This window comes from Roseateles flavus, from assembly GCF_039872765.1.
GTDB lineage: Bacteria > Pseudomonadota > Gammaproteobacteria > Burkholderiales > Burkholderiaceae_C > Roseateles_B > Roseateles_B flavus.
Genome location: NZ_JBDPZC010000009.1, coordinates 130,434 through 152,539 on the forward strand (window position 1 = coordinate 130,434; position 22,106 = coordinate 152,539).

At 70.2% G+C, this 22,106-nt stretch carries 13 protein-coding genes; 6 read left to right on the top strand and 7 right to left on the bottom strand.

Annotated elements, in window-relative coordinates; genetic code table 11:
- The first annotated feature begins 3 nt into the window (after positions 1 to 3).
- From ABDJ40_RS18560 to ABDJ40_RS18570, 3 genes are all read left to right on the top strand, one after another.
- Positions 4 to 1,191 (top strand): EAL and HDOD domain-containing protein, encoded by a 1,188-nt coding sequence (locus ABDJ40_RS18560; RefSeq protein ID WP_347611840.1) that lies wholly within the window; start codon positions 4 to 6, stop codon positions 1,189 to 1,191.
- Positions 1,192 to 1,302: 111 nt separating this feature from the next.
- Positions 1,303 to 5,028: a PAS domain S-box protein gene (locus ABDJ40_RS18565; protein WP_347611842.1), complete on the top strand. Its 3,726-nt coding sequence runs from the start codon at positions 1,303 to 1,305 to the stop codon at positions 5,026 to 5,028.
- 224 nt (positions 5,029 to 5,252) lie between these two features.
- Positions 5,253 to 5,864: a response regulator gene (locus ABDJ40_RS18570; protein ID WP_347611844.1), complete on the top strand. Its 612-nt coding sequence runs from the start codon at positions 5,253 to 5,255 to the stop codon at positions 5,862 to 5,864.
- 25 nt (positions 5,865 to 5,889) lie between these two features.
- Here the strand turns inward: ABDJ40_RS18570 and ABDJ40_RS18575 are convergent, their stop codons facing one another.
- A complete protein-coding gene (locus ABDJ40_RS18575; RefSeq protein WP_347611845.1) occupies positions 5,890 to 7,224 on the bottom strand; it encodes a sensor histidine kinase in 1,335 nt (444 codons plus the stop codon).
- Between the two features lie 251 nt (positions 7,225 to 7,475).
- Between ABDJ40_RS18575 and ABDJ40_RS18580 the strand changes: the two genes are divergently transcribed.
- From ABDJ40_RS18580 to ABDJ40_RS18590, 3 genes are read left to right on the top strand one after another with little or no spacing between them, the layout of a single operon-like run.
- The gene (locus ABDJ40_RS18580) at positions 7,476 to 9,917 is read left to right on the top strand and encodes a PAS domain-containing hybrid sensor histidine kinase/response regulator (RefSeq protein WP_347611847.1); all 2,442 of its coding nucleotides are present in this window, start codon (positions 7,476 to 7,478) and stop codon (positions 9,915 to 9,917) included.
- The gene (locus ABDJ40_RS18585; RefSeq protein ID WP_269633801.1) at positions 9,914 to 12,163 is read left to right on the top strand and encodes a putative bifunctional diguanylate cyclase/phosphodiesterase; all 2,250 of its coding nucleotides are present in this window, start codon (positions 9,914 to 9,916) and stop codon (positions 12,161 to 12,163) included. The genes ABDJ40_RS18580 and ABDJ40_RS18585 overlap by 4 nt, the downstream gene beginning before the upstream one ends.
- A 15-nt stretch (positions 12,164 to 12,178) precedes the next feature.
- Positions 12,179 to 14,041, top strand: coding sequence for a GGDEF domain-containing protein (locus ABDJ40_RS18590; RefSeq protein WP_347611849.1), 1,863 nt, complete (start codon positions 12,179 to 12,181; stop codon positions 14,039 to 14,041).
- Positions 14,042 to 14,071: 30 nt separating this feature from the next.
- On the opposite strand, the gene ABDJ40_RS18595 is transcribed toward ABDJ40_RS18590, so the two are convergent.
- The 6 genes from ABDJ40_RS18595 to flhB are packed head-to-tail and all read right to left on the bottom strand — an operon-like array spanning position 14,072 to position 21,993.
- Entirely contained in the window at positions 14,072 to 15,430 is a 1,359-nt protein-coding gene (locus ABDJ40_RS18595) for a methyl-accepting chemotaxis protein (RefSeq protein ID WP_347611851.1), read from the bottom strand.
- A 44-nt stretch (positions 15,431 to 15,474) separates the two neighbouring features.
- Positions 15,475 to 16,188 (bottom strand): RNA polymerase sigma factor FliA, encoded by a 714-nt coding sequence (locus ABDJ40_RS18600; RefSeq protein ID WP_269633798.1) that lies wholly within the window; start codon positions 16,186 to 16,188, stop codon positions 15,475 to 15,477.
- A gap of 17 nt (positions 16,189 to 16,205) precedes the next feature.
- Positions 16,206 to 17,015: a MinD/ParA family ATP-binding protein gene (locus ABDJ40_RS18605; RefSeq protein WP_347611853.1), complete on the bottom strand. Its 810-nt coding sequence runs from the start codon at positions 17,013 to 17,015 to the stop codon at positions 16,206 to 16,208.
- 37 nt (positions 17,016 to 17,052) lie between these two features.
- Positions 17,053 to 18,681, bottom strand: a complete 1,629-nt coding sequence (flhF, locus tag ABDJ40_RS18610) for a flagellar biosynthesis GTPase FlhF (protein ID WP_347611855.1) — start codon at positions 18,679 to 18,681, stop codon at positions 17,053 to 17,055.
- A 46-nt stretch (positions 18,682 to 18,727) separates the two neighbouring features.
- Positions 18,728 to 20,818, bottom strand: coding sequence for a flagellar biosynthesis protein FlhA (gene flhA, locus ABDJ40_RS18615; RefSeq protein ID WP_430765658.1), 2,091 nt, complete (start codon positions 20,816 to 20,818; stop codon positions 18,728 to 18,730).
- A complete protein-coding gene (flhB, locus tag ABDJ40_RS18620; RefSeq protein WP_347611857.1) occupies positions 20,815 to 21,993 on the bottom strand; it encodes a flagellar biosynthesis protein FlhB in 1,179 nt (392 codons plus the stop codon). The genes flhA and flhB overlap by 4 nt, the downstream gene beginning before the upstream one ends.
- Positions 21,994 to 22,106: the final 113 nt, after the last annotated feature.

Below are 22,106 nucleotides of genomic sequence, written 5' to 3' on the forward strand. Positions count from 1 at the left end.
TGCATGAGTGAACATCCCATCCTGGGCCAATTGGCCCTGGGCTATGCGCCCGTCATCGACGCCCAGCGCACGGTCACCGCCACGCGCCTGAGCATCCTGCCCCTGCGCCCCGACGCCCCGCTGGATGGAAGCGCCCTGCTGGCCGCGCTGCAGCCGGCCTTCAGCGAACCGCCCAAGCCCCTGCAGCTCAACCTGATGAGCGAAGCCGGCCTCCAGGGCCTGGCCGCCCTGCCCCTGCCTCCGCAGACCCAGCTGGAATGGCCGGCCTTCATGGGCGCCAGCCCCGAGGCCGCGGAAGCCATCCAGGCCGCCCGCAAGAACGGCACCGGCCTGCTGCTCAAGGGGCTCAGTGCCAATCCGCTGGCGCCCGAGCTGCGCGGCGCCTTCGGCCGCGTCCAACTGGACCTGGACGACGCCCGTCGCCTGGGCCTGGCCGCGCTGCAGGGCAAGAACGTGCTGGTGGGCAATGCCCGCGGCACCGCCGAGATCGATGAAGCCTTCAAGCTGGGCGCGGCCCTGGTTGCCGGGAGCCCCGCGGTCGAGGCCTACGAGCCCCCTCCGGGCGCCGGCAAGCAGGAGATCCAGGCCGACCTGCAGGTTATCGTGGAGCTGATGTCCCGCCTGGACCAGGGCGATGACGTCGAGCGCCTGGAGCAGACCCTCAAGCGCGACCCCAGCCTGGCCTTCAAGCTGCTGCGCTACATGAACTCGGCCGCCTTCGGCCTGCCGGTGGAGGTCAGCTCCTTCCGTCACGCCATCATGCTGCTGGGCTATGCACGGCTGAAGCGCTGGCTGGCCCTGCTGCTGGCCACCGCCAGCAAGGATCACGCCATGCGTCCCATCATGTACGCCGCGCTGCGCCGCGGCCTGCTGATGGAGGAGCTGGCCAAGGGCATGAGCGAGTCCGAGATGCGGGACGAGATGTTCATCTGCGGCCTGTTCTCTCTGCTGGACCACATGCTCAAGCAGCCCTTCGACAAGCTGCTGCAGTCCATCCCCGTGCCCGAGCGCGTTCGCCAGGCCCTGGTCGACCAGACCGGGCCCTACAAGCCCTATCTCGACCTGGTCCACGCCGTCGAGAACGAGTCAGCCTTCGACTTCCGCGCCAGCACGGACGCCCTGATGCTGGGCATCGAGGAAGTCAATCTGGCCGTCGTCCGTGCCCTGGGCAAGGCCGCGCAGCTGGAGTAGGCCGGCGGCAAGTCCCGCTCGGGATTGGGGCCAGGCGCTTGTCCTACACTGCGCTCCGTGCCATCCCAGCTCTCTCTGCTCGCCCAGGACCTGACCGCATTGCGCGGGCTCATGCATGAGCTCAGCGATCCCGTCGTCCTGCTCGGCCGGCGGCTGGAGATCCTCGAAGCCAACCCCGCGGCCCAGGCCCTGGACCTGCAGCCGGGAGGCAGCCTGCAAGGCTTGCGTACCGCCGCCGGCACCAAGGTCTTCGACTGGCTCAAGCTGGCCACCCAGGCGCTGGCCGAAGGCCGGCGGGCGCCGGTGGCCCCGACCTGGGCCCTCAGCGAAGCCCTGCGCGCCCAGCTCCACCTCATCGGGCTGACACCCGACACGCAGGACGCGGCCTGCTGGATGCTGCATGCCCGCGTCGAGTCTTCCCCCGAAACGGCGCGCCCCGCCCGCGCAGGGCGCAGCGTGCTGGGCCGCCACCCGGCGAGCGATGTCGGCGTGACGCCCCATCTGCCGTCGCAATCGCATTCGCAATCGAATCCGCCAGCGCCCCTGGCACCTGCGGCCCCAGGCGCGGCCCAGGACCTGCTGCAACTGCTCTGGCATTCCCCATTTCCGGCTTTTGTCGAGGACGGGCAGCACCGGCTGCAGTCGGCCAACGAGGCCCTGCTCACGCTGCTGGGCAGGCCCCTGGAGGCCCTGCAGGGCCAGGACTTCGCGCAGTGGCTGGCGCCCGAGGACCGCGCCCAGTGGCGTGAGCGCCCGCACAGCCGAGCCCTGGCGCGCAGCCTGGTGCGGGCCGACACCGCCGCGCGCCCCTTGCGCCTGCGCGAGCCCGGCGGGCCCGAACGCTGGGTGCGCCTGAGCAGCCACCGGCTCCACGAGCCGCAGTCGCCCACGCAGACCCTGGTCCTGCTGCAGGACTGCAGCGCCGAGATGCTGGCCCGCGAGCAGGCCGACCGCGTGCAGCTGGAGACGTCACAGTGGCTGGACCTCAGCCCACTGCCCATGGTGCTCTTCGACGCCCAGGGCCTGCTGCTGCGCCACAACAGCGCCTTCGCCGCCCTGTGCCTGCAGGTCCCCGCCACGCTTCACGAGGCTGAGCCCGCCCTGCAGTCCCTGCTGGGCTGGACGCCGCAGGGGCTGCATCCCCTGCTGCTGGAGGGGCAGGGCATGCTGCTGACCCAGGCCAGCCTGCTGGACCCGCAGGGCCGCACCCGCTGGTGGCAGGCCAAGGCCCGCCTCCTGCCCGAGCATGCGGGCCAGCGCCGGGTGATGGCCCTGCTGGAGGACCGCAGCCTGGAGCAGGAGCGCGACCTGGCGCACCAGCAGCTGGATGCCCTGATGGACACCGCCGGCGTCGGCCTGGCCACTTTCCAGCAGGACGCCGGCTGGCTGCGGCCCCGCCCGGGCAAGGGTGGCGCCGCGCCTTCCGGCCCCCTGGCCGGCCTGCAGGGCGTGGGGCGGGACATCGTCGAGCCCGAATCCCTGCCTGAGTTCGAGCGCCTGCAGCGGGCGCTCAAGACCGGCGAGAAGGCCGAGGTCCGCTACGCCGTGCGCCACCCCGAGCTGGGCCGGCGCTGGCTGCTCACGCGGGTCGAGCCCGGTCAGTTGGGATCGGGACAGCGCACCACCTCCGTCGTGACCCTGGACATGACCGCGCAGCAGCAGGCCCAGGCCCGCAGCGAGCAACTGCTGCACGAGCTCACCACCACCATGGACGGCGCCGGCCTGGGCCTGGCCTATCTGCGCGGCCAGCGCCTGGTGCGCTGCAATCCCGGCTTCGCCCGCATGCTGGGCCATGCCACGCAGCCGGAGGCCGGCACCGGCATCGCCCGGCTGCTCCAGGCCTTGCCCGAGCTGGCCCGGCAGGTGCTGGATGCCCTGCAGGCCCTGGATCCGCAGCAGCCTTTCGAGGCCGAGTTCCAGCAGGTCGGCCCGAACCAGGCCCAGGCGCGCTGGCTGTCCCTGAGCCTCAAGGCCGTGCCGGCGGGGCAGTCGATGGAGCCCGAGGCCATTGCGGTGATCAGCGACATCAGCCGCCTCAAGAGCCAGCAGGCGCAGCTGGAGACCCTGGTGCAGGACCGCGAGCTGATGTTCAGCCTGTCCGACGTGGGCATCGCCATCCTGCGCAACGGCCGCATCGAGCGAGCCAACGAAGCCCTGGCCCAGCTGACGGGCTACCGCATCGAGGAGCTGGTGGGCCTGCCTCTGCAGGCGCTCTATGAATCGCAGCACGAGTACGAGCACATCGGCCGCCTCACCCAGATGGCCCTGCAGGACAGCGGCCTGTGGCGCGGCGAGCGCCGCGTGCGCCGGCGCGACGGCAGCCTGCTGTGGATGCAGGTCAGCAAGCGCCTGATGCGCCAGGGCCTGGCCGACGAAGCCCTGATCGCCACCTACGTCAACGTGGACGACCGCTGGCGCGCACAGCAGTCGCTGCTGCTGCAGGCCGAGCGCGAGCGGGCGGTGCTGGACTCGGTGCTGGTGGGCATCGTCACGGTGGGCCGCGGCGGCATCGAGTGGATGAACCGCTCGGCGCGGCGCATGTTCGGCGGCGACCTGGTCGAGTTCCTGGGCCAGCCCATGAGCATCGTGGCCACACCCGAGCCCGAGCATCCCTTCCGCCAGACGCACTACCTCGACGAGCTCACCGAAGGCCAGGCCGAGACCTTCGAATGCCGGCTGATGGCCCGCGACGGCCGCGAGTTCTGGGTGGTGGGCAACGCCGTGGTGACAGGTCTTGCCGAGCATGGCCGCCAGCTCACCTACGCCCTGCTGGACATCGAACGCCGCCGCCAGGCCGAGGCACAGACCCAGCAGGCCCAGGCTTCCCTGCGCCGCATCATCGAGGCCGCGCCCCTGGCCATCAGCCTGCTGGATGCCCGCAGCCTGCGCCTGGAGAAGATCAACCAGGTGGCGGCCCGACTGGCCGGCCGCCCCGAGCAGGCCCTGCTGGGCGCGACGCCGGAAGAGCTCTTCGGCGCCGAGCAGGGCAGCGCCATCCGCCTGGACATGGAAGCCGCGCTGCAGACCGACGCCGTCACTCAGCGCGAGTACCCCTTGCGCATGGGCGGCGAGACCCGCATCTGGGACACCCGCTACCTGCATCTCAGTGACGTCAGCCGCCCCGACGGCGCCAGCGAGCCCGAGCAGCTGCTGATGGTGGCCAGCGACGTCACCGAGCAGCGCGCAGCCGAGGCTGCGCGCCTGGAGGCCGCCATCGCCCAGCGCGAGCTGCTGGTGAAGGAAGTGCATCACCGCATCAAGAACAACCTCCAGGGCGTGGCGGGCCTGCTGCAGCAGATCGCCGCACGCCGCCCGGAGATCAAGGGCGTGATCTCCGAGGCCGTGGGCCAGGTCCAGGCCATCGCCCAGGTCTACGGCCTGCAGGTGGGCGGCGCCGGTCCGCTGCGCGTGCCCAAGGTGGTGGAGGCCATCACCGGTTCCGTGCAGCGCATGTTCGGCCGGCCCATCCATTGCCATATCGAGGGCGGCATGGCGGCCGAGGCGGCGCGCTGGGCCCTGCCGGAGGCCGAGTCCATCCCGATTGCGCTGACGCTCAACGAGCTGCTCACCAACGCGATCAAGCACAGCGTGGACGCGCCCATCCACTGCCACCTGCGCTGCGAGGCCGACCGGGTCTCCATCCAGATCGTCAACCCGGGCCAGCTGCCACCGGGCTTCAGCCTGGCCGGCGTGCCCGGCAGCGTCTCGGGCCTGGGACTGGTGCGTGCGCTGCTGCCCCGACGCAGCGCCAAGCTGAGCCTGGAGCAGCAGGGCCTGCTGGTGTGCTGCACCATGGAGTTGCAGCCGCCCAGCATCACCTGGCTGGCCGCCGGCTGAACCAGGCCCCGGGCTTGCCCATGACCGACACGGTCGCCCTGCGCCCCACTCTGTGCCTGACTAGGGCAAGCGTGAAGGCAGGCAAGGCGGCAATTCGGCGACAATGACTGCTTTTGGCCGCCCGGAAAGACCAGGAGCGGCACAGATCACGCAGCTCCACCCCGGGGCCGAAAGCGTGGCCAGGCCGGGCGAATCCGGCCACCTTGGGTGGGAGAACGCAGGCAGTGACGAGCAAAGGCAAGATTCTGGTGGTCGACGACGACAGGCTGGTCCTGGCGACGCTCACCCACGGCCTGGTCCAGGCTGGCTACGAGGTCATCGACGCCGACAACGGCGACGATGCCATCCTGCTGGCGCGCGAGCACCGCCCTGAACTCGCCCTGCTGGACATCCGCATGGAGGGCATGAGCGGCTTCGACGTCGCCGCCTATCTGCGCGAGGCCCTGCAGACGCCCTTCATGTTCCTCTCGGCCTTCGCCGACGAAGACACTGTGGCCAAGGTCAAGGAACTGGGCGCCGTGGCCTATCTGGTCAAGCCCCTGGACATCCACCAGATCGTGCCGGCGGTGGAAGCGGCCTTTGCCAACCTGCGGGGAAGGATCGGCGGCAGCACCCCGACCGAGCCGCCGCGCGCCCAGGGCGGCGACGAGGTGCTCGGCCAGACCGAGGCCATGGCCGTGGGCGTGCTGATGCACCGCTATTCCCTCTCCCGCCGTGATGCCCTGACGCGCCTGCGTCGCATGGCGGCTGCGGAAGGCCGTTCCCTCCCGGATCAGGCCGCGCGCCTGCTCGAAGCCGTGGAACTGCTGGCCCTGCCCGCGACGGATCAGGCCTGAGGCGGCAGTGCGCCGCCCGCGGCGTTCAGCCCGGCAGCGTGAAGTTGAAGCGAGCGCCCTGCCCCACGGCCGACTCGGCCCAGATCTCGCCCCCATGGCGCCTGACGATGCGCCGCACCGACGCCAGACCCACGCCCGTGCCGGGGAAATCGCTGGCGCTGTGCAGGCGCTGGAAGGCCGCGAAGAGCCGGTCGGCAAAGCGCATGTCAAAGCCCGCGCCGTCGTCGCTCACCACGAAGACCCGGCCCTGCGGCGTGTCCTTGGCTTCGAAGGTGATGTGGGCCAGCTCGCACTTGCTGCTGTACTTCCAGGCATTGCCCAGCAGGTTCTCCAGCACCACGCGCAGCAGGGTGGGATCGCCCTGGGCCACCAGGCCGGGCTGGATGCGGACCTCCACCTGGCGCTGCGGCGCGTCGCGGCGCAGCTCCTCGACCACGAGGCCGGCGAGCACGCTGAGGTCCACCGGCCGGCACTCCAGCGCCTGGACCGAGAGCCGGCTCAGGGCCAGCAGGGCATCGATCATCTGATTCATGCGCTGGGCCGCGCCGGAGATGCGGTCCAGGTGGTCATTGCCCACGCGGTCCAGCAGGCGGCCATAGTCCTCCCGCAGGATGCGGGCAAAGCCCTCGACCACACGCAGCGGCGCGCGCAGGTCATGCGAGACGGTGTAGGCGAAGGCGGCCTGCTCGGCGCGCAGGCCTTCGCTGTCGGCCTGCTGCAGCGTGGTGACGGCGCCCTGGGCGGGCGCTGCGGCCTCCGGCGCTGCGATGAAACGTGCGCTGCCCAGGAAGCCACAGAAACGCCCGCTGCCGTCCAGCAGGGGCACGGCCTGCAGGGACCAGCTGCCGGCCTGCGGCTTCGCGCAGGCGGAGGCCCCGGGCAGGCTCAGCTGTTGAATGGGGCGCTGGGCCGTCAGGGCTTCGTGGAGCTGCAGCGCCAGGGGCGCCTCCAGCTGCAGGCGCTCGGCCAGGGACTGCGTAGCGGCCAGGCCCACCCAGCTGGAGCCGGGCTGGCCCCAAGGAGCCTGCCAGCGCACCAGGTGATGCTGGGCATCGGTCTGCCATTGCCAGTCGGACTGCACCTGAGCCTGTGCGTGCAGTTGCTGGCGCAGCTCGCGCAGGGACTCGCCCAGCTGCTGGCGCGTGAGGCGCACGCCCAGGTGCCAGCCCAGCGCCAGCGCCACGCACAGCAGCAGCATGGCCGCCACGGCCAGCAGCCCGCTCCACAGCGCGCCTTGCGATTCCATGCTGCCCAGCATCCACAGGCCCAGCGCCGCCAGCGCGAGCCCCAGTCCGACGAGGGCGCCCCCCCACCAGGGTCGGCGTCGACCACGCTGCGGGACTTGGCTGAGACTGCTCATGCAACTCATTGTAAAGATCCCTCTACCCAGTTCAGCGGCGTTTCACCGAGAATGCGGCGATGAGGGTCCAGGGCCCGCCTTGGAGGCGCCGCCCACCGCAGAGAGACGATCCATGCAGGAACGAGACACAGGCCGGGCCCCGGGGGGCGCGGCAGCACATGCACCGACAGGCACCGCCCGCCACCGGGACGAGGGTCAGGTCTTGAGGGCCGAGGCCCGCGCCGGCCGCCCCACTGGCCCGCAGGGCGCCCATGACGCCTGATTCCTCCCTGGCCGGCGAGGCGGCTCGGCAGCTCCTGCAGGCCCTGAATCCGGCCGATTCCCTGGCCCTGCTGGACCTGCTCCCCCTGGGCCTGCTGCTGATGGACAGCCAGGACGGCCGCCTGATGCACCTCAACCGCGAGGCCGAGCGCCTGCTCTCGCTGCGCGGCGCTGCCGTGCTGGGCCAGCCCCTGGGCCAGGGCGTGGACCCGGCGCTGGCCGAGCTCTGCGCCCCCGCACGGTGGCAGACGCTGCGAGAAGGCCGCCGCGGCGCTCGCGAGGACCTGCGCGTGCAGACCCCCTTCGGCCCGCGCTGGCTGCAGGTGCAGCGGCTGCTGCTGCCGCTGGCCGGACAGCGTCGCACCCTCGCGGTGCTGGTACTGCAGGACGCCAACGCCCGCCGCCAGCTGGAGCGCGCGCTGCAGGAAAGCGACACCCGTTTCCGGGAAGTGACCGATGCCGTCAGCGAGTGCCTCTTCGTCACCAATGCCGAGTGGGACCGCCTGCATTTCAGCTCGCCCCTGTTGCTGGACACCCTGGGGCTGAGCCCCATGGACCTGCGCCACGGCCCCCGCCTGTTCGAGGAGCGCATCCACCCCGAGGACCGCGTGCTCTACCAGCGCCGTCTGCTGGCCCAGGCCGCCGGCGAGTCCTCGGACATGGTGCTGCGCATCCAGCACCCCGGCCGCGGCCTGCGCTGGGTGCGTCTGCGCACGCGGGTCCAGGTGCACGCGGGCGGGGCGCCCCTGGTCTACGGCATCCTGGCCGACGTGACCGAGGAGCAGCAGCGCCACCGCGAGCTGCAGGCCGCACGGGACAAGGCCGAGTCCGCCAGCCAGGCCAAGAGCCTGCTGATGGCGAACATGAGCCATGAATTCCGCACGCCGATGAACGGCATCCTGGGCATGACCCAGCTCCTGCTCAACACCCCGCTGGACCAGCGGCAGCAGCACTACGCGCGCCAGGTCCAGGCCAGCGCCGAGGACCTGCAGCACCTGCTGGACGACATGCTGGACCTCGCCCACCTGGAAGGCGAGGCCGCCGAGCTCCGCGGGGGCGACTGCCCGCTGCGGCCGCTGCTGGAGACGCTGGCCGCCCAGTACCGTCCGCAGGCCGAGTCGCGCGGCCTGCGTCTGACGCTGGAGCTGCCGGAGGACCTGCCGGCCTCGGTGCCGGTGTCCGCCGGCGCGCTGCGCCGACTGCTGGGCAAGCTGCTGGACAACGCCCTCAAGTTCACCGAACAGGGCGAGGTCCGCCTGAGGGCCCTGCGCCAGCCCACTGGCAGCTCACCGGACGGCCTGATGCTGCAGGTGGTGGACACCGGCATCGGCATCCCGGCGGAAAAGCTGCAGCGCCTGTTCATGCCCTTCACCCAGGGCAATGCCAGCCTCGCGCGCCGCTACGGTGGCGCCGGCCTGGGCCTGGCGGTGGCCCAGCAGCTGGCCCAGCAGATGGGCGCGCGTCTGGAAGCCGCCGCGCGACCCGAGGGCGGCAGCATCTTCAGCCTGGCGCTGCCCCTGGCGGCAGCCGGCGGCTCGGCGGCTCAGGCGCCGGCCGCGGCCGGGCCCGCGACGCCACCGGCGTGGCGCATCCTCGTCGTCGAGGACAACCCGGTGAACCAGGAAGTCATCCAGCAGATGCTCTTGCAGCTGGGCTGCACGGTGCAGCTCACGAACGGCGGCGAAGAAGGACTGCTCGCCCTGGGCGAATCGGCCTTCGACCTGGTCATGATGGACATCCACATGCCCGGCATGGATGGCATCCAGGCCCTGCAGATCTTCCGTCGAGGCGGCGACGGCCGCTTCCGTTTCGTCAATCCGGGACGCCTGCCAGTGATCGCCGTGACCGCAAACGCCCTGTCAGGCGACCGCGGCAAGCTGCTGGCCTATGGTTTCGACGACTACCTGCCCAAGCCCATCCGCAGCGGTGAACTGCAGGCCGTGCTGCAGCGCCAGCTGGGCCAGGCCGCCCCGTCCGGCCCCGAGACCGCCCCCGCGCCTGCCGAATCGGCCCACCTTCCTCCTGGAGAGACCATGCCGTCTGCCACCCCGCCCACCTCGCCCGAGCGCAGCGCCGGCTGCCTGGATGAGGCCTCGCTGCAACGCCTGCGCGACCTGGACCCCAGCGGCAGCAACCAGCTGCTGCCCCGGGTGATCAACGCCTTCGTCAAGTCCCTGGACAAGCTCCTGCCCGACCTCCAGCGCGCCCGGGAGGCCGGCATGGACCTGGCGGCCATCCGGCATGTGGCCCATACACTGAAGTCCTCCTCGGCGAGCCTGGGAGCCCTCCAGCTGTCGCGGCACTGTGCCGATATCGAGACCATGGCCCGCAACGGACAGACCGAAGGCTTGGACAAGCTCATCGATGCCATGCATGATGAGGCGGGGCTGGTACGCCATGCCCTTGAAGCCTTGTTGACGGGGCCCCAATGAACTCAGCCAACCCGACCGTGGACCAGGACCTGCCCGAGCAGCCCCGCGTGCTGCTCGTGGACGACGACGAAGTCAATCTGCTGCTCACCGCCATCGCCCTGCGGGAGCGGGGCTTTGACATCACCGAGGCCAGCAGTGGCGAGGAGGCGCTGCGCACGGTGTCGGGCTGGACGCCAGACATCATCGTGCTGGACGCCATGATGCCGGAGCTGGACGGCTTCGAGACCTGCAGCCGCCTGCGAGAGATGCCGGGCTTCGAGTCCACGCCCGTGCTGATGCTGACCGGTCTCGACGACGAGGCCTCCATCAACCGCGCCTACCAGGTCGGCGCCACCGACTTCTTCGTCAAGTCCACCCAGTGGAGCCTGCTGGCCGGGCGCCTGCGCTACCTGCTGCGCAGTTCGCGCACCCGCATCGAGCTGGAGCGCAGCAAGGCCCGCCTGGCCCGCGCGCAAGACCTGGCACGCATGGGCAGCTTCGAATGGCACCGCGGCGCGGGCGGCTTCGTGCTGGCCACGGAAGCCCTGCGCGTGTTCGGCTACGGCCCGAACGAGCCGCTGGACTTCATCGGCGTCATGCGCATGGTGCCCCGGGACGAGCGGCAGCTCTTCATGCGCCTGCTGCGCGAGGTCATGGCCCACAACTCGGTGCTGGTGACCGACGTCGCCGTGACCCTGGTCGACGGCCGGCAGCGCGTGCTCCACATCGAGGCCGAGCCCGAGTTCAACGAGCACGGCAATGCCAGCGGCTACACCGGCGTCATCCAGGACGTCACCGACCGCCGGCTGGCCGAGGACAAGATCCGCCAGCTGGCCAATTTCGACGCCCTCACCGGCCTGCCCAACCGCCGCCAGCTGATCTGGCGGGCCGAGCGCGCCATCGAGGCGGCGCGGCGCAGCGGCCACGAGGTGGGCCTGCTGCTGATCGACCTGGACCGCTTCAAGGTCATCAACGACACCCTGGGCCATGCCGCCGGCGACGAGCTGCTGATGGAAGTGGGCCGCCGCCTGCGCGCCTGCGTGCGCCACTCCGACCAGATCATGGAAGGCCTGCTCGAATCAGTAGGCGGCCGTTCGCACCGCACCCTGGAGGCCGTGGGCCGCCTGGGCGGCGACGAATTCGTGGCCCTGCTGCCCGAGGTGACCGACGAGCGCGACGCCGAGCGCGTGGCCCAGCGCGTGCTGGAGGCCCTGCGCGAGCCCATCTTCATTGCCGGCCAGGAGTGCTTCGTCACGGCCAGCGTGGGCATCGCCATCTATCCGCGTGACGGCACCACCACGGCCGACCTGCTGCGCAACTCCGACGTCGCCATGTACGCAGTCAAGAGCCAGGGGCGCAATGCCTCGGCGCTCTACACCCCGCAGCTGGCCGGCCGCGGCCGCGAGAAGCTGGAGCTGGAGTCCGCCCTGCACAAGGCCATCGAGCGCAACGAGATCGTGCTGCACTACCAGCCCAAGATCGACGTGCGCGCCGCCCGCATGGTGGGCGCCGAGGCGCTCATGCGCTGGCAGCGCGGCGACAAGCTCGTGCCCCCGGGGGACTTCATCCCCCTGGCCGAGGAGACCGGCCTGATCGTGCCGCTGTCCGAATGGGCGCTGCGCGAGGCGGCCCGCCAGGCCAAGGTCTGGCAGCTCAACTTCGGCTTCTCGGACGCCATCGCCGTCAACCTGCCCAACCGGCTGTTCGAGCGCTCGGACCTGGTCGAGCACATCCACCAGTGCGTCAGTGCCTACGGCGTGCCGCACCGGGCCATCCAGCTGGAGATCACCGAGACCGGCCTGATGAAGGACCTGCAGAACGTGATCCCCGCGCTGCACCGGCTCAACGAGGTGGGCGTGGAGATCTCCATCGACGACTTCGGCACCGGCTACTCTTCCCTGGCCTACCTGACCACCCTGCCCATCTCAGAGGTCAAGATCGACCGCAGCTTCGTGCGTGATCTGGGCATCACGCCGCAGAGCTCGGCCGTGGTCACCGCCATCATCGCCCTGGCGCGCTCGCTGGGCCTGCGCGTGATCGCCGAGGGCGTGGAGACCCTGCGCCAGATGGAGGTGCTGCACCGCCTGGGTTGCAGCGTAATGCAAGGCTTCCTCTTCAGCCGCCCTCTGGCCGCGGACGACCTCGAACGCTGGCTCGCGCAGACCGTGCTGCCCCGCAAGGCACCCTGGATCGTCCAGGCCAACGGCCTGGACGGCGACCCGGCCCTGAGCCGCCCCCTCAGCAGCCCGGCCGGCGGCCAGCGCTGAGCCTTCAGGAACACCATGGACGACCGTTCGCCCTCCTCTCCCGCCACCCGCCCCGCAGCTGCCGCGGCAGCCGGCCAGGCACCGGCCCTGATCGCCAAGGCCGCACTGCGCCGCCTGGCCATGGCCAAGCTGGAGCCCACGCCCGAGAACTACGCGCGGGCCTATCTCGTCGAGTCCGGCGGCAGCGAGGCCGCCGCTGCGCCGGCCGCGACGGCAGACACCCTCCCCGAGCGCGCCCAGCCCGTGGTCCAGCGCCTGCTGAGCCTTGGGCTCAGTGAGATCCAAGCCCGCCAGGACGTCATGGCCATGCTGCGCGAGTCACGCTGGGACGAGGCCCAGCGCGTCCTCGAGCGCTTCCAGCAGAGCGCCGGCCCGGCCGTGCTGGCCGATGGCATGGCCGGCGTGACCGAGCGCCTGGTGCGCGGACTGGAACGAGGCGGGCGCCAGTGGACCCTGGCCCGCAAGAAGGACGGCCTGCAGCGCGTACTGGAGTCCAACCGCAGCGACCCGCACCGACTGCTCAACCGCCTGCGTCAACTCCTCACCAGCTGGGACAGTGACACCAGCGATGTCGGCGTGGACGTGCAGGAAGCCGTCGAGGAGCCGGGCGGCACGCCCAGCCAGTTCTTCAGCGAAGACGAACTCCAGCTGGACACCAGTGCCCTGGACCGCGAGGCCGGCCCGCAGGCCTGGCCCCTCGTGGGCGAGAGCCTGCATGAGACCGTGCAGCACGCCCTGCCCGCCATGGACGAGCGCGCCGACGCCCTGAAGCGCGAGCTCGAGACCGCCCTGGCCAGCCTGCGCGAGCAGGGCGCCACGCCGCAGCGCGCCGAATCCATGGAGGCCCTGTGCGTGCGCGCCCGCCGGATGCTGGACCACCGCCACCATCTTTTCGGCCAGATGGGCGAGCTCTGCCGCGCGCTGAGCGCCAGCCTGGTCGAGCTGGCGGAGGATGACTCCTGGGCCCGGGGCCAGTGCGAACTGATGACGCAGGCCCTGGACACCGGCCTCAGCTCCCGCGGCGTGCGCATGGTCAGCGAGATGCTGGAAGGCACGCGCGAGCGCCAGAAGAGCCTGCAGGCCGAGCGTGCCCGCGCCCGCGATTCGCTGAAGCTCCTGATCCACCGCATGCTCGAGGAGCTGGGCCAGCTGGGCCAGCACACCGACCGTTTCCAGAGCAACGTCAGCCGCTATGCCGACGTGATCGAGAAGGCCGACACGCTCGAGAGCCTGGCCGGCGTCGTGCGCGAGATGGTCGAAGAGAGTCGCACGGTGCAGACCTTGGTCCACAGCACGCAACAGCGCCTGAGCACCGAGCACGAACGTGCCTCCGAGCTTTCGAAGCGAGTCGACGAGCTGGAGGTCGAGCTGCGCCGCCTCTCCAGCGAGGTCCAGACCGACCAGCTCACCAAGATCGCCAACCGCCGCGGGCTGGAGGCGGCCTTCAACACCGAGCAGGCCAAGCTGGAACGTGAGGGCACCGTGCTGGCCCTGGCTCTGCTGGACGTGGACAACTTCAAGAAGCTCAACGACAGCCTGGGTCATGCCGCAGGCGACGAGGCCCTGAAATCCCTCGCGGCGCGGGTCACACAGATGCTGCGCCCTGGCGATCTGGTCGCTCGCTATGGCGGCGAGGAGTTCGTACTGATGCTGCCCCGCACGCCCCTGGACGAGGCCCAGCAGGTGCTGACGCGGCTGCAGCGCTCGCTTTCCGCGGCGCTGTTCATGCACGAGGGCAAGGACGTCTTCGTGACCTTCTCAGCCGGCATCACGCTCTACCGTGCCGGAGAGACCCTGGAGGTGGCCCTGGACCGCGCCGACGAAGGCCTTTACGAGGCCAAGCGTACCGGGAAGAACCGCGCCTGCATCGTCGAGTGAGCCAGGGTGCCCGGGCTCGCGGGCGCGGGCTCAGAAGCTGAAGGCCAGGCGCAGGCCGCCCCAGTGCCGGCCCTGCACCCAGATGGGCGCCGAGGCTTCCTTGAGCAGCACGAAGCGGCCCCCGCCCATGTCGCGCCGGTAGGTTTGCAGCAGGAAGGGCCGCTCGTTGCGCGCCGAGGCCAGGCCCGTGCGGTCATTGAAGATGCGGCGATAACGGCTGTGGGCCGTGTTCCAGACCACATCGCCGGGCCGCTGAGGCTGGCAGTACTGGCGGTTGTGGGTCGAGACATAGCCGTTGCGGTCCACGGCGATGCAGTAGACGACCTTGTCCGAGAGCTTCAGCTGCCGCTCCTGCACCTGCGGGAAGAGCTGGTCGGCCAGCTCGCAGAAGCGCGCGAGGTGCTGCTGAGGATTGCTGCCCGGCACGGGCTGGTAGTGTTCGTCGAAGAGGTCCTGCAGGCTGATGCGCCCCTGCTTCACCGCCGTTTCCAGCAGCTGACCGATCTCCTGCGCGGCCTGCTGGGCACCCTCGATGTAGAGCGCGTCGTCCACGCGCACGCCGGAGGAGGCGATGCGCTCGATCAGGTCCTCGGACAGGCGCAGGAATCGGTCACTGCAGGCGAAGGCGGACTCCAGGTGCCGCAGGGCCAGGGCCACCTCGCCGCCCAGCTCGGCGGCGCGTTCCGCGAGGGCGGCGGTGGTCTGCTGGCTCTGGTCGGCAGCCTGGGCGATGCGCAGCACGTCGGCATGCACGGTGCCGAAGGCGGCATGGATGCTGCTCTGCTCGTGGGCCTGCCGACCTTCGCTGCTGAGCTCGCGGCTGAAGGTGTCGATGCGGGCATCCAGGGCGCCGACCGTGCCCATGATGGACTTGGAGCTCTGCTCGACCTGGGCGGCCAGGTCCTTGACGGCATCGGCCACCACGCCGAAGCCGCGGCCGGCCTCGCCCGCCCGCTTGGCCTCCACCGAGGCGTTGAAGGCCACCAGGCGGGTCTGCAGGGCGATGCGGGTGATTTCAGAGGCGGCATCCGAGACCTGGCGCAGCGTCTGCACGATGCCTCCCACTTCGGCGCCGATGTTCTGCAAGGCCAGGCGGGCCTGCGCCACGGCCTCGATGGATTCCGCCGTGGCCAGGGCGATGCCCTGCTGGGCCTGCTGGACCAGCTGCAATTCGTGGCCCAGGGCCTGCATGGCCTCGCGCTGGGCGACGACCACCTTCTGCGTGTCTTCCAGAGCGCCGCGCACCTCGGCGGCATCGCGCCCGAGGCTGGACACCGGCTGGGCCAGCGAGCGCACCAGCGCCTGCGCGTCTGCAGTCTTGCCAGCCGGCTCGGCGGCTTGAGGGGTTTGCGCCGGCTCTCGCGAGCCGGTCTGCCACCAGGACTTCATGCGGACTCCTCTCCAGGCCGGACCCGGCCGTCTGGGGAGAAGTTTTACCAGTCGCGCAGCTTTACGCGCAAGCGGGCGATGGCCTGACTGTGCAGTTGGCAGACCCGGGATTCGGTCACTTTGAGCACCGCCGCGATTTCCTTGAGGTTCATGTCGTGCTCGTAGTACATGCTCATCACGTACTGCTCGCGCTCGGGCAGGTTCTTGATGGCGGCGACCAGGGCCTCGCGCATGCGATGGTCCTGCAGCTGCGCCATGGGGTTGTTGCTCTCGTCGACCACGTGACGATCGAGGTAGTCATCACTCCCCTCCTCGCCACTCATGTCCTCCAGGTAAACCAGCTGGGTGCCGCGCACTTTGGACAGCATGTCCTGGTAGTCGCCCAGACTGAGGCCCATCTCGGCAGCGATCTCGGATTCATGCGGCGCACGGCCCAGCCGCTGTTCCAGCTTGTGAACCGCCGTCTCGATGGAGCGCTGCTGGCGGCGCGTGCCGCGGCTCATCCAGTCACCGCCGCGCAGCTCGTCCAGCATGGCGCCGCGGATGCGCTGGGTGGCGAAAGTCTCGAACTGCACGCCCTGCGCGGAATCGAACCGCGACAGCGCATCGGTGAGCCCGATCAGGCCCACCTGGATCAGGTCGTCCAGTTCCACATTGGCCGGCAGCTTGGCGATCATCTGGTGAGCCAGGCGTCGAACCAGACCGCTGTACTGCTGGATCAGCGCAGAGTTGTCGAGGCGGCCTTTGGCGGTATACATCTTCAGCTCCTGCAACATCAGTTGGCGGCCACCGCCGGCCGCGCCGGACGGAGATTCACCAGGGGCCGCAGCGGGCGGGCCTGCTGGGCCGCATCCGGCGCCAGGCCCTGGGGCACGACCGCCAGGAGCTCGCGGGCCAGGTGTCGCACTTCGGGCGACAGCGGGGCCGTGGGCGGCGTGCGGGGATCCATGCAGGCCCAGTCACGCAGCACGGCGCCCAGGAAGCCATCGCCGCAGCTGCTGATCTGCTGGGCAATGCGCTCCGCCAGGCGCAGCTGCGGGTGGCAGGCCATCAAGAGGCTGTAGACCATGATGCCGGCGCGCTGGCTGAGCCACTTCATGCCGGCATAGGCCTGGGTGACGCTGCGGGCGTCGGTGTCGGCCAGCAGCACCGGGCGCAGCTCGCGGGAATTGAGCACGCGGGCCAGCTCGGCGGCCGGGGCGTGCAGGATCATCACGTCGGCCTGGGGCGCCGCCTCGCTGAGGGCCTGCAGGAATTCGGCAGCGGACCCGTTGGCATTGATGTAGCGCAGCGGCAGGCCGCGCGCGGCCAGGTAGCTCACCTGGCGAGACAGCCGTTCCACACAGGCCGAGAGGTCCACCGCGGCCATCTCCGTGGCCGCCGGAGACAGCTCGCCTGCATCGACCACCAGGGTCTGCAGGCCCATCTCGGAAAAGGCGGCGCACAGGCCTTCCAGCAGCACGCCGGAGTCCAGCACCTCGGGGTTGCTCACCACAGGGATGAAGCGAACGCGTGAGGCGGCAAAGAGCTTGCGAAGGCCATCGGCCTGGTCTTGCGGGGTCTTGCTGAAGGGTGGCTCGCGCATGGGGTGGTCTCGATGGGTTCGATGACTCTGGGGCGGGTCAGTGCACGCCCGGGGCCGTGGACTGCACGGCGGCCAGCGCGGGGCCTCCGGCAAAGATCAGGTTCACATCGGCGCTGTCCATGCGCCAAGCGGCGTGGGCCTGGCTGCGCAGCGCGCGCTGCACCAGGGCCGTCGCCGACAGGCGATGCCAATCTTCCGGCACCCGCTGCCCGTTGGCAACGCCAATAATGCGCAAACGATGGCGAATCATGGTGTCCAGCGCGGGCGCCAGCTTCACGGCTTCGTCGATCTTGGACAGCACCACGCCCTGGCAGGTCTGGGCGCGCCAGGCGCCGGCCACGTCCTCGATGGTCTCGCCCTGCTGGGCGGCATTGACCACCAGGATGCGGCGGATGCTCGGGTGGGCCAGCATCTCCAGCAGCTCGTGGGTGCGGCTGTCGCGCTGGGCCATGCCGGCGGTATCGATCAGCACCATCTTCTTGGCCGACAGCAGCTCCAGCAGGTCTTCCAGCGAAGCGCGGTCGTGCGCCGTGTGCACGGGCACGCCCAGGATGCGGCCATAGGCGCGCAGCTGCTCGTGGGCGCCGACGCGGTAGGCATCCAGCGTGATCAGGCCCAGCTGCGAGGCGCCATGGCGGGTCGCGAAGGCGGCGGCGATCTTGGCCGTGGTGGTGGTCTTGCCCACACCGGTGGAGCCGATCAGGGCGAAGACACCGCCCTGCTCCTCCAGCGGCAGGTTGGTCTCGTCGGTGATCAGGTTGCGGGCCAGCACCTGCGCGGCCCACTGGGTTTCATCGGCGCCTTCCTTGCCCTCCAGATGCGCAGGGCAGCCCTCGACCAGCTTGCGCACCAGGGCGGGCGAGAAGCCCACGTCCAGCAGGCGCTGCGTCAGGCGGGCCTGCACGGGCTGGCGCTGCAGCTTCTCCATGAAGGCCAGGGCGCCGAAGCGCTCCTCGATCAGGCCCTTCATCGAGCGCAGCTCATTCATCATGTCCTGCTGGTCGCGGCGGGCGGTGCCGGGCATGTCGGAGAGCTGGGGCATGGGGCGCTGCTCGGCAGAGATGCGGATCTCGTCGCGCAGCACGGGCGGGTTGCGGCGCGGCGGCTCGGCCACGGGCGCTGCCGGGGTGTCCAGGCGGCGGGCGTTGAGGGTCTGCATGGCGGACTGCGCGCGTTGCTGGCGGGCGGCGGCCATGGTGGCCAGGCTTTCGGCGGCGGGCAGCTCGGGTGCCGCAGCGGGCAGGTCCATGGGATCGGGCTGACCGTTGAGCTCGGCCTGGCGGCGCTTGAGCATGCGCTCGCGGACATAGTCCTGGAAGCTCAGGGTGCTCATGGCCAGGGTCTGCACGTCCTCGTCCACGGGCTGGCCAAAGCTGGGTTCATTGCGCTCGGCCACGCGCTGGGCCAGGCGGGCGCTGCCGGCCATGGTGGGCACGGGTGCGGTGGCAGGGCGGGCCTGCACGCGGGCCGGGCCGCGGGCTTCGGCGCGCGGTGCGGTGGCGGCCACGCGCTCGATCTGGTTCATGCCCTCGGGGGCCATGGCCAGCACCTCCACGCCTCCGGCGCAGGGCTTGTTGGACAGCACGACGGCATCGTCGCCAAAGGCCTGGCGCACCAGCGCGAGGGCCTCGCGGGACGTACGGGCGGTGAAGCGTTTGACGTTCATGCGGCCTCCAGACAAGGCAGAGCATCAGTCATCAAGGCGCGGGCGCTCATGCGGCTGCTCCGATGATGGATCCGATGCGGATCGAGTGGGTCTCGGGAATCTCGCTGTGGCCCAGCACCTTGAGGCGCGGGGCGGCACGGCGCAGCAGTCGGGCCAGCGGCGCACGGATCAGGTCCGGCACCAGCAGGCAGGCGGGTACGCCGCGGTCCTCCTGGGCCTGGCTCTGCTCGGCCGCGCTGCGGGCCAGCGTGTCGGCCACGCCGGGGTCCAGCGCGGCGCCATGGGGGGAGTTCAGGGCCTGGGTGACCAGGCGCTCCAGCTCGGGCTCCAGGGCGATCACGTCCAGCTCCTTCACGGGGCCGTAGATCTGCTGGACGATGGCCGGAGCGATGTGCACGCGGACGCGGCGGCCCAGCTCGATGGGATCGTTGGTGGCGCCGGCGTTCTCCGCGATGGACTCGACGATGGAGCGCATGTCGCGGATGTGCACGCCCTCTTCCAGCAGGAACTGGAGAACCTTTTGCAGTGTGGCGATGCCGACCATCTTGGGGATCACGTCTTCGATCAACTGGGGTTGCTGCTTGGTGAGGTGGTCCACCAGCTGCTGGGCCTCCACACGACCCAGGAGACGGGCCGCGTGAACTTGCATCAAGTGTGAAAGATGGGTGGCAATGACAGTCGAACAATCAACGACGGTAAATCCGGCCATTTGGGCCATTTCCCGCTGGCGCTCCTCGATCCAGGTCGCGGGCAGGCCGAAGGCGGGGTCGGTGGTGGCGGTGCCGATCAGCTTCTGCGTGGCATGGCCGGGGTTGATGGCGAGCCACATGCCGGGATAGGCCTCGGCCTCGCCGATGACGGCGCCGCGCAGGATCAGGCGGTACTGACTGGGGCGCAGCTCGAGGTTGTCGCGGATGTGCACGGCCGGCGGCAGGAAGCCCACCTCCTGCGCGAACTTGCGGCGCACGCCCTTGATGCGCGAGAGCAGGTCGCCCTCCTTGGTCTTGTCCACGAGGGTGATCAGCCGGTAGCCGACCTCCAGGCCCAGCACATCCACTGGCTGCAGGTCGTCCCAGCTGGCCTCTGCATTGGCCTCGGGCGGCGGAGGCGGCATCTGTTCGGCCTTGGCTTCCTGCGCCAGCTGCTCCTTGCGCTTGAGCCACCAGGCCAGGTAGCCCAGGCCGGACGCGATCAGCAGGAAGACCACATGCGGCATGCCCGGGATCAGGCCCAGCATGCCGATGACGCCGGCGGTGATGGACAGGCTCTTGGCCGAGCCAAAGACCTGGCGTCCGATCATGGTGCCGATGTCCTTGTCCTTGCCGACGCGCGACACGACCATGGCGGCAGCAACGGAGATCAGCAGGGCCGGCACCTGGGCCACCAGCGCGTCACCGACGGCCAGCAGGATGTAGGAATCGGCCGCCTGGCCGGCGGACAGGCCGTGCTGGACCACGCCAATGATGAAGCCGCCGATGATGTTGATGAAGAGGATCAGGATGCCCGCCACGGCATCACCGCGCACGAACTTGCTGGCACCGTCCATGGAGCCGAAGAAGTCGGCTTCGTCGCTGAGCTCGGCGCGGCGGCGCTTGGCTTCCTTCTCGTCGATCAGGCCGGCGTTGAGGTCGGCATCGACCGCCATCTGCTTGCCGGGCATGGCATCCAGGGTGAAGCGCGCCCCGACCTCGGCGATGCGCTCCGCACCCTTGGTCACCACGATGAAGTTGATCACCACCAGGATGGCGAACACGATCAGGCCGACGGCAAAGTTGCCGCCGATCAGGAAGTGGCCGAAGGACTCGATCACGCGGCCCGCCGCACCCGTGCCGGTGTGGCCCTGCAGCAGCACCACGCGGGTGGAGGCCACGTTCAGCGAGAGGCGCATCAGCGTGGTCAGCAGCAGCACCGTGGGGAAGGCCGCGAAGTCCAGCGGCTTGAGCATGTGCGCCGCCACCATCATCACCATCACAGCCATGGCGATGTTGAAGGTGAACAGCAGGTCCAGCACGAAGGGCGGCAGCGGCAGCACCATCATGGACAGGATCATGATGATGGCGATGGGCGCGCCCAGGGCGCCGACGATCTGCGCGCGCGGGCCGAGCATGGCCTGCAGTTGAGCCATCAGGGCGTTCATGCCTCATCCTCCAGAAGATCGGCATCGGCGGGGCGATGCGGCTTGTTGTGCGGGTCCAGCTCGGGCGGCACCTGCGGATCCGGCATCTGCGTGGGGGCTTGACCCTGGCCGGCCATCGCGGCCTTGAGCTGGTACACATAGGCCAGCACCTGGGCCACGGCGGCGAACAGGGCGGCGGGGATCTCGCGGTCCACCTCGGCGTGGGCGTAGAGGGCGCGGGCGAGCATGGGGGATTGCAGCACCGGGACCTTGGAGTCCTTGGCCAGGTCGCGGATGCGCAAGGCCAGCAGGTCCGTGCCCTTGGCCACGACCTTGGGCGCGGCCATGCTGCCCTCTTCGTACTTGAGCGCCACGGCGTAGTGGGTGGGATTCATCACCACCAGGTCGGCGGTGGGCACGGCGGCCATCATGCGGCGCTTGGCCATCTCGCGCATGCGGGCCCGCATCTTGCCTTTCATCTCGAGGTTGCCCTCGATCTCCTTCATTTCCTGCTTGGCCTCTTCGCGGCTCATGCGCAGGCGCTTGAGGTAGAGATGGCGCTGCAGCGGGACGTCGATGATGGCGAACAGGGCCAGCGCCAGGCCCAGCAGGGCCAGGCCCTGCATCAGCTGCTGGCCGGCGTAGGCAATGGCGCTGGGCAGGGGCACGGACATGATGCCCACATAGGCCGAGATGCGGTCGCGCAGCACCATGGCGCCCACGCCGCCGAGCAGCAGGGCCAGCAGCACGGCCTTGAGCGCCTGGCCCAGCTGCTGCCACTGGAACAAGCGCGCGATGCCCTGCAAGGGATTGAGGTGCTCGAAGCGCGGCGTGAGCGGCTTGAGGGTCCAGTTCCAGCCGCCGGCAGCCACATTGGCGGCCACGGCGACCAGCATCAGCAAGCCGCAGATGGGCAGCAGGAACAGCAGCGCCTGCATCGTGAGTTCACCCAGGCGCTCGCCCATGAAGCCGGGGCGCTGCAGCAGCTGGGCGTCGAAGCGCAGGCCGTGCTGGATCATCTTCTGCAGCCAGTCCAGGGCCTGGGGCGCACCGGCGGACAGCAGGGCGCCGGCGCTGACCAGCATGGCGAAGTGCGGCAGGTCACGCGAGCGCGGCAGCTGGCCCTCGGCCCGAGATCGTTGGATCTTCTTGGCCGATGCCGGTAAGTTGCGGTCCTGTGCGTCTTGGTCTGCCATGGCGTAGTGCCGCCGGACGGGACGGTCCGGGGGATGGCGACATTCTTGGCCGTAGGCCGGGGAAACTTAAGCCGGATAAGCAGGGGGAAAGGGGCGGTCATTCCCGCCAGCGC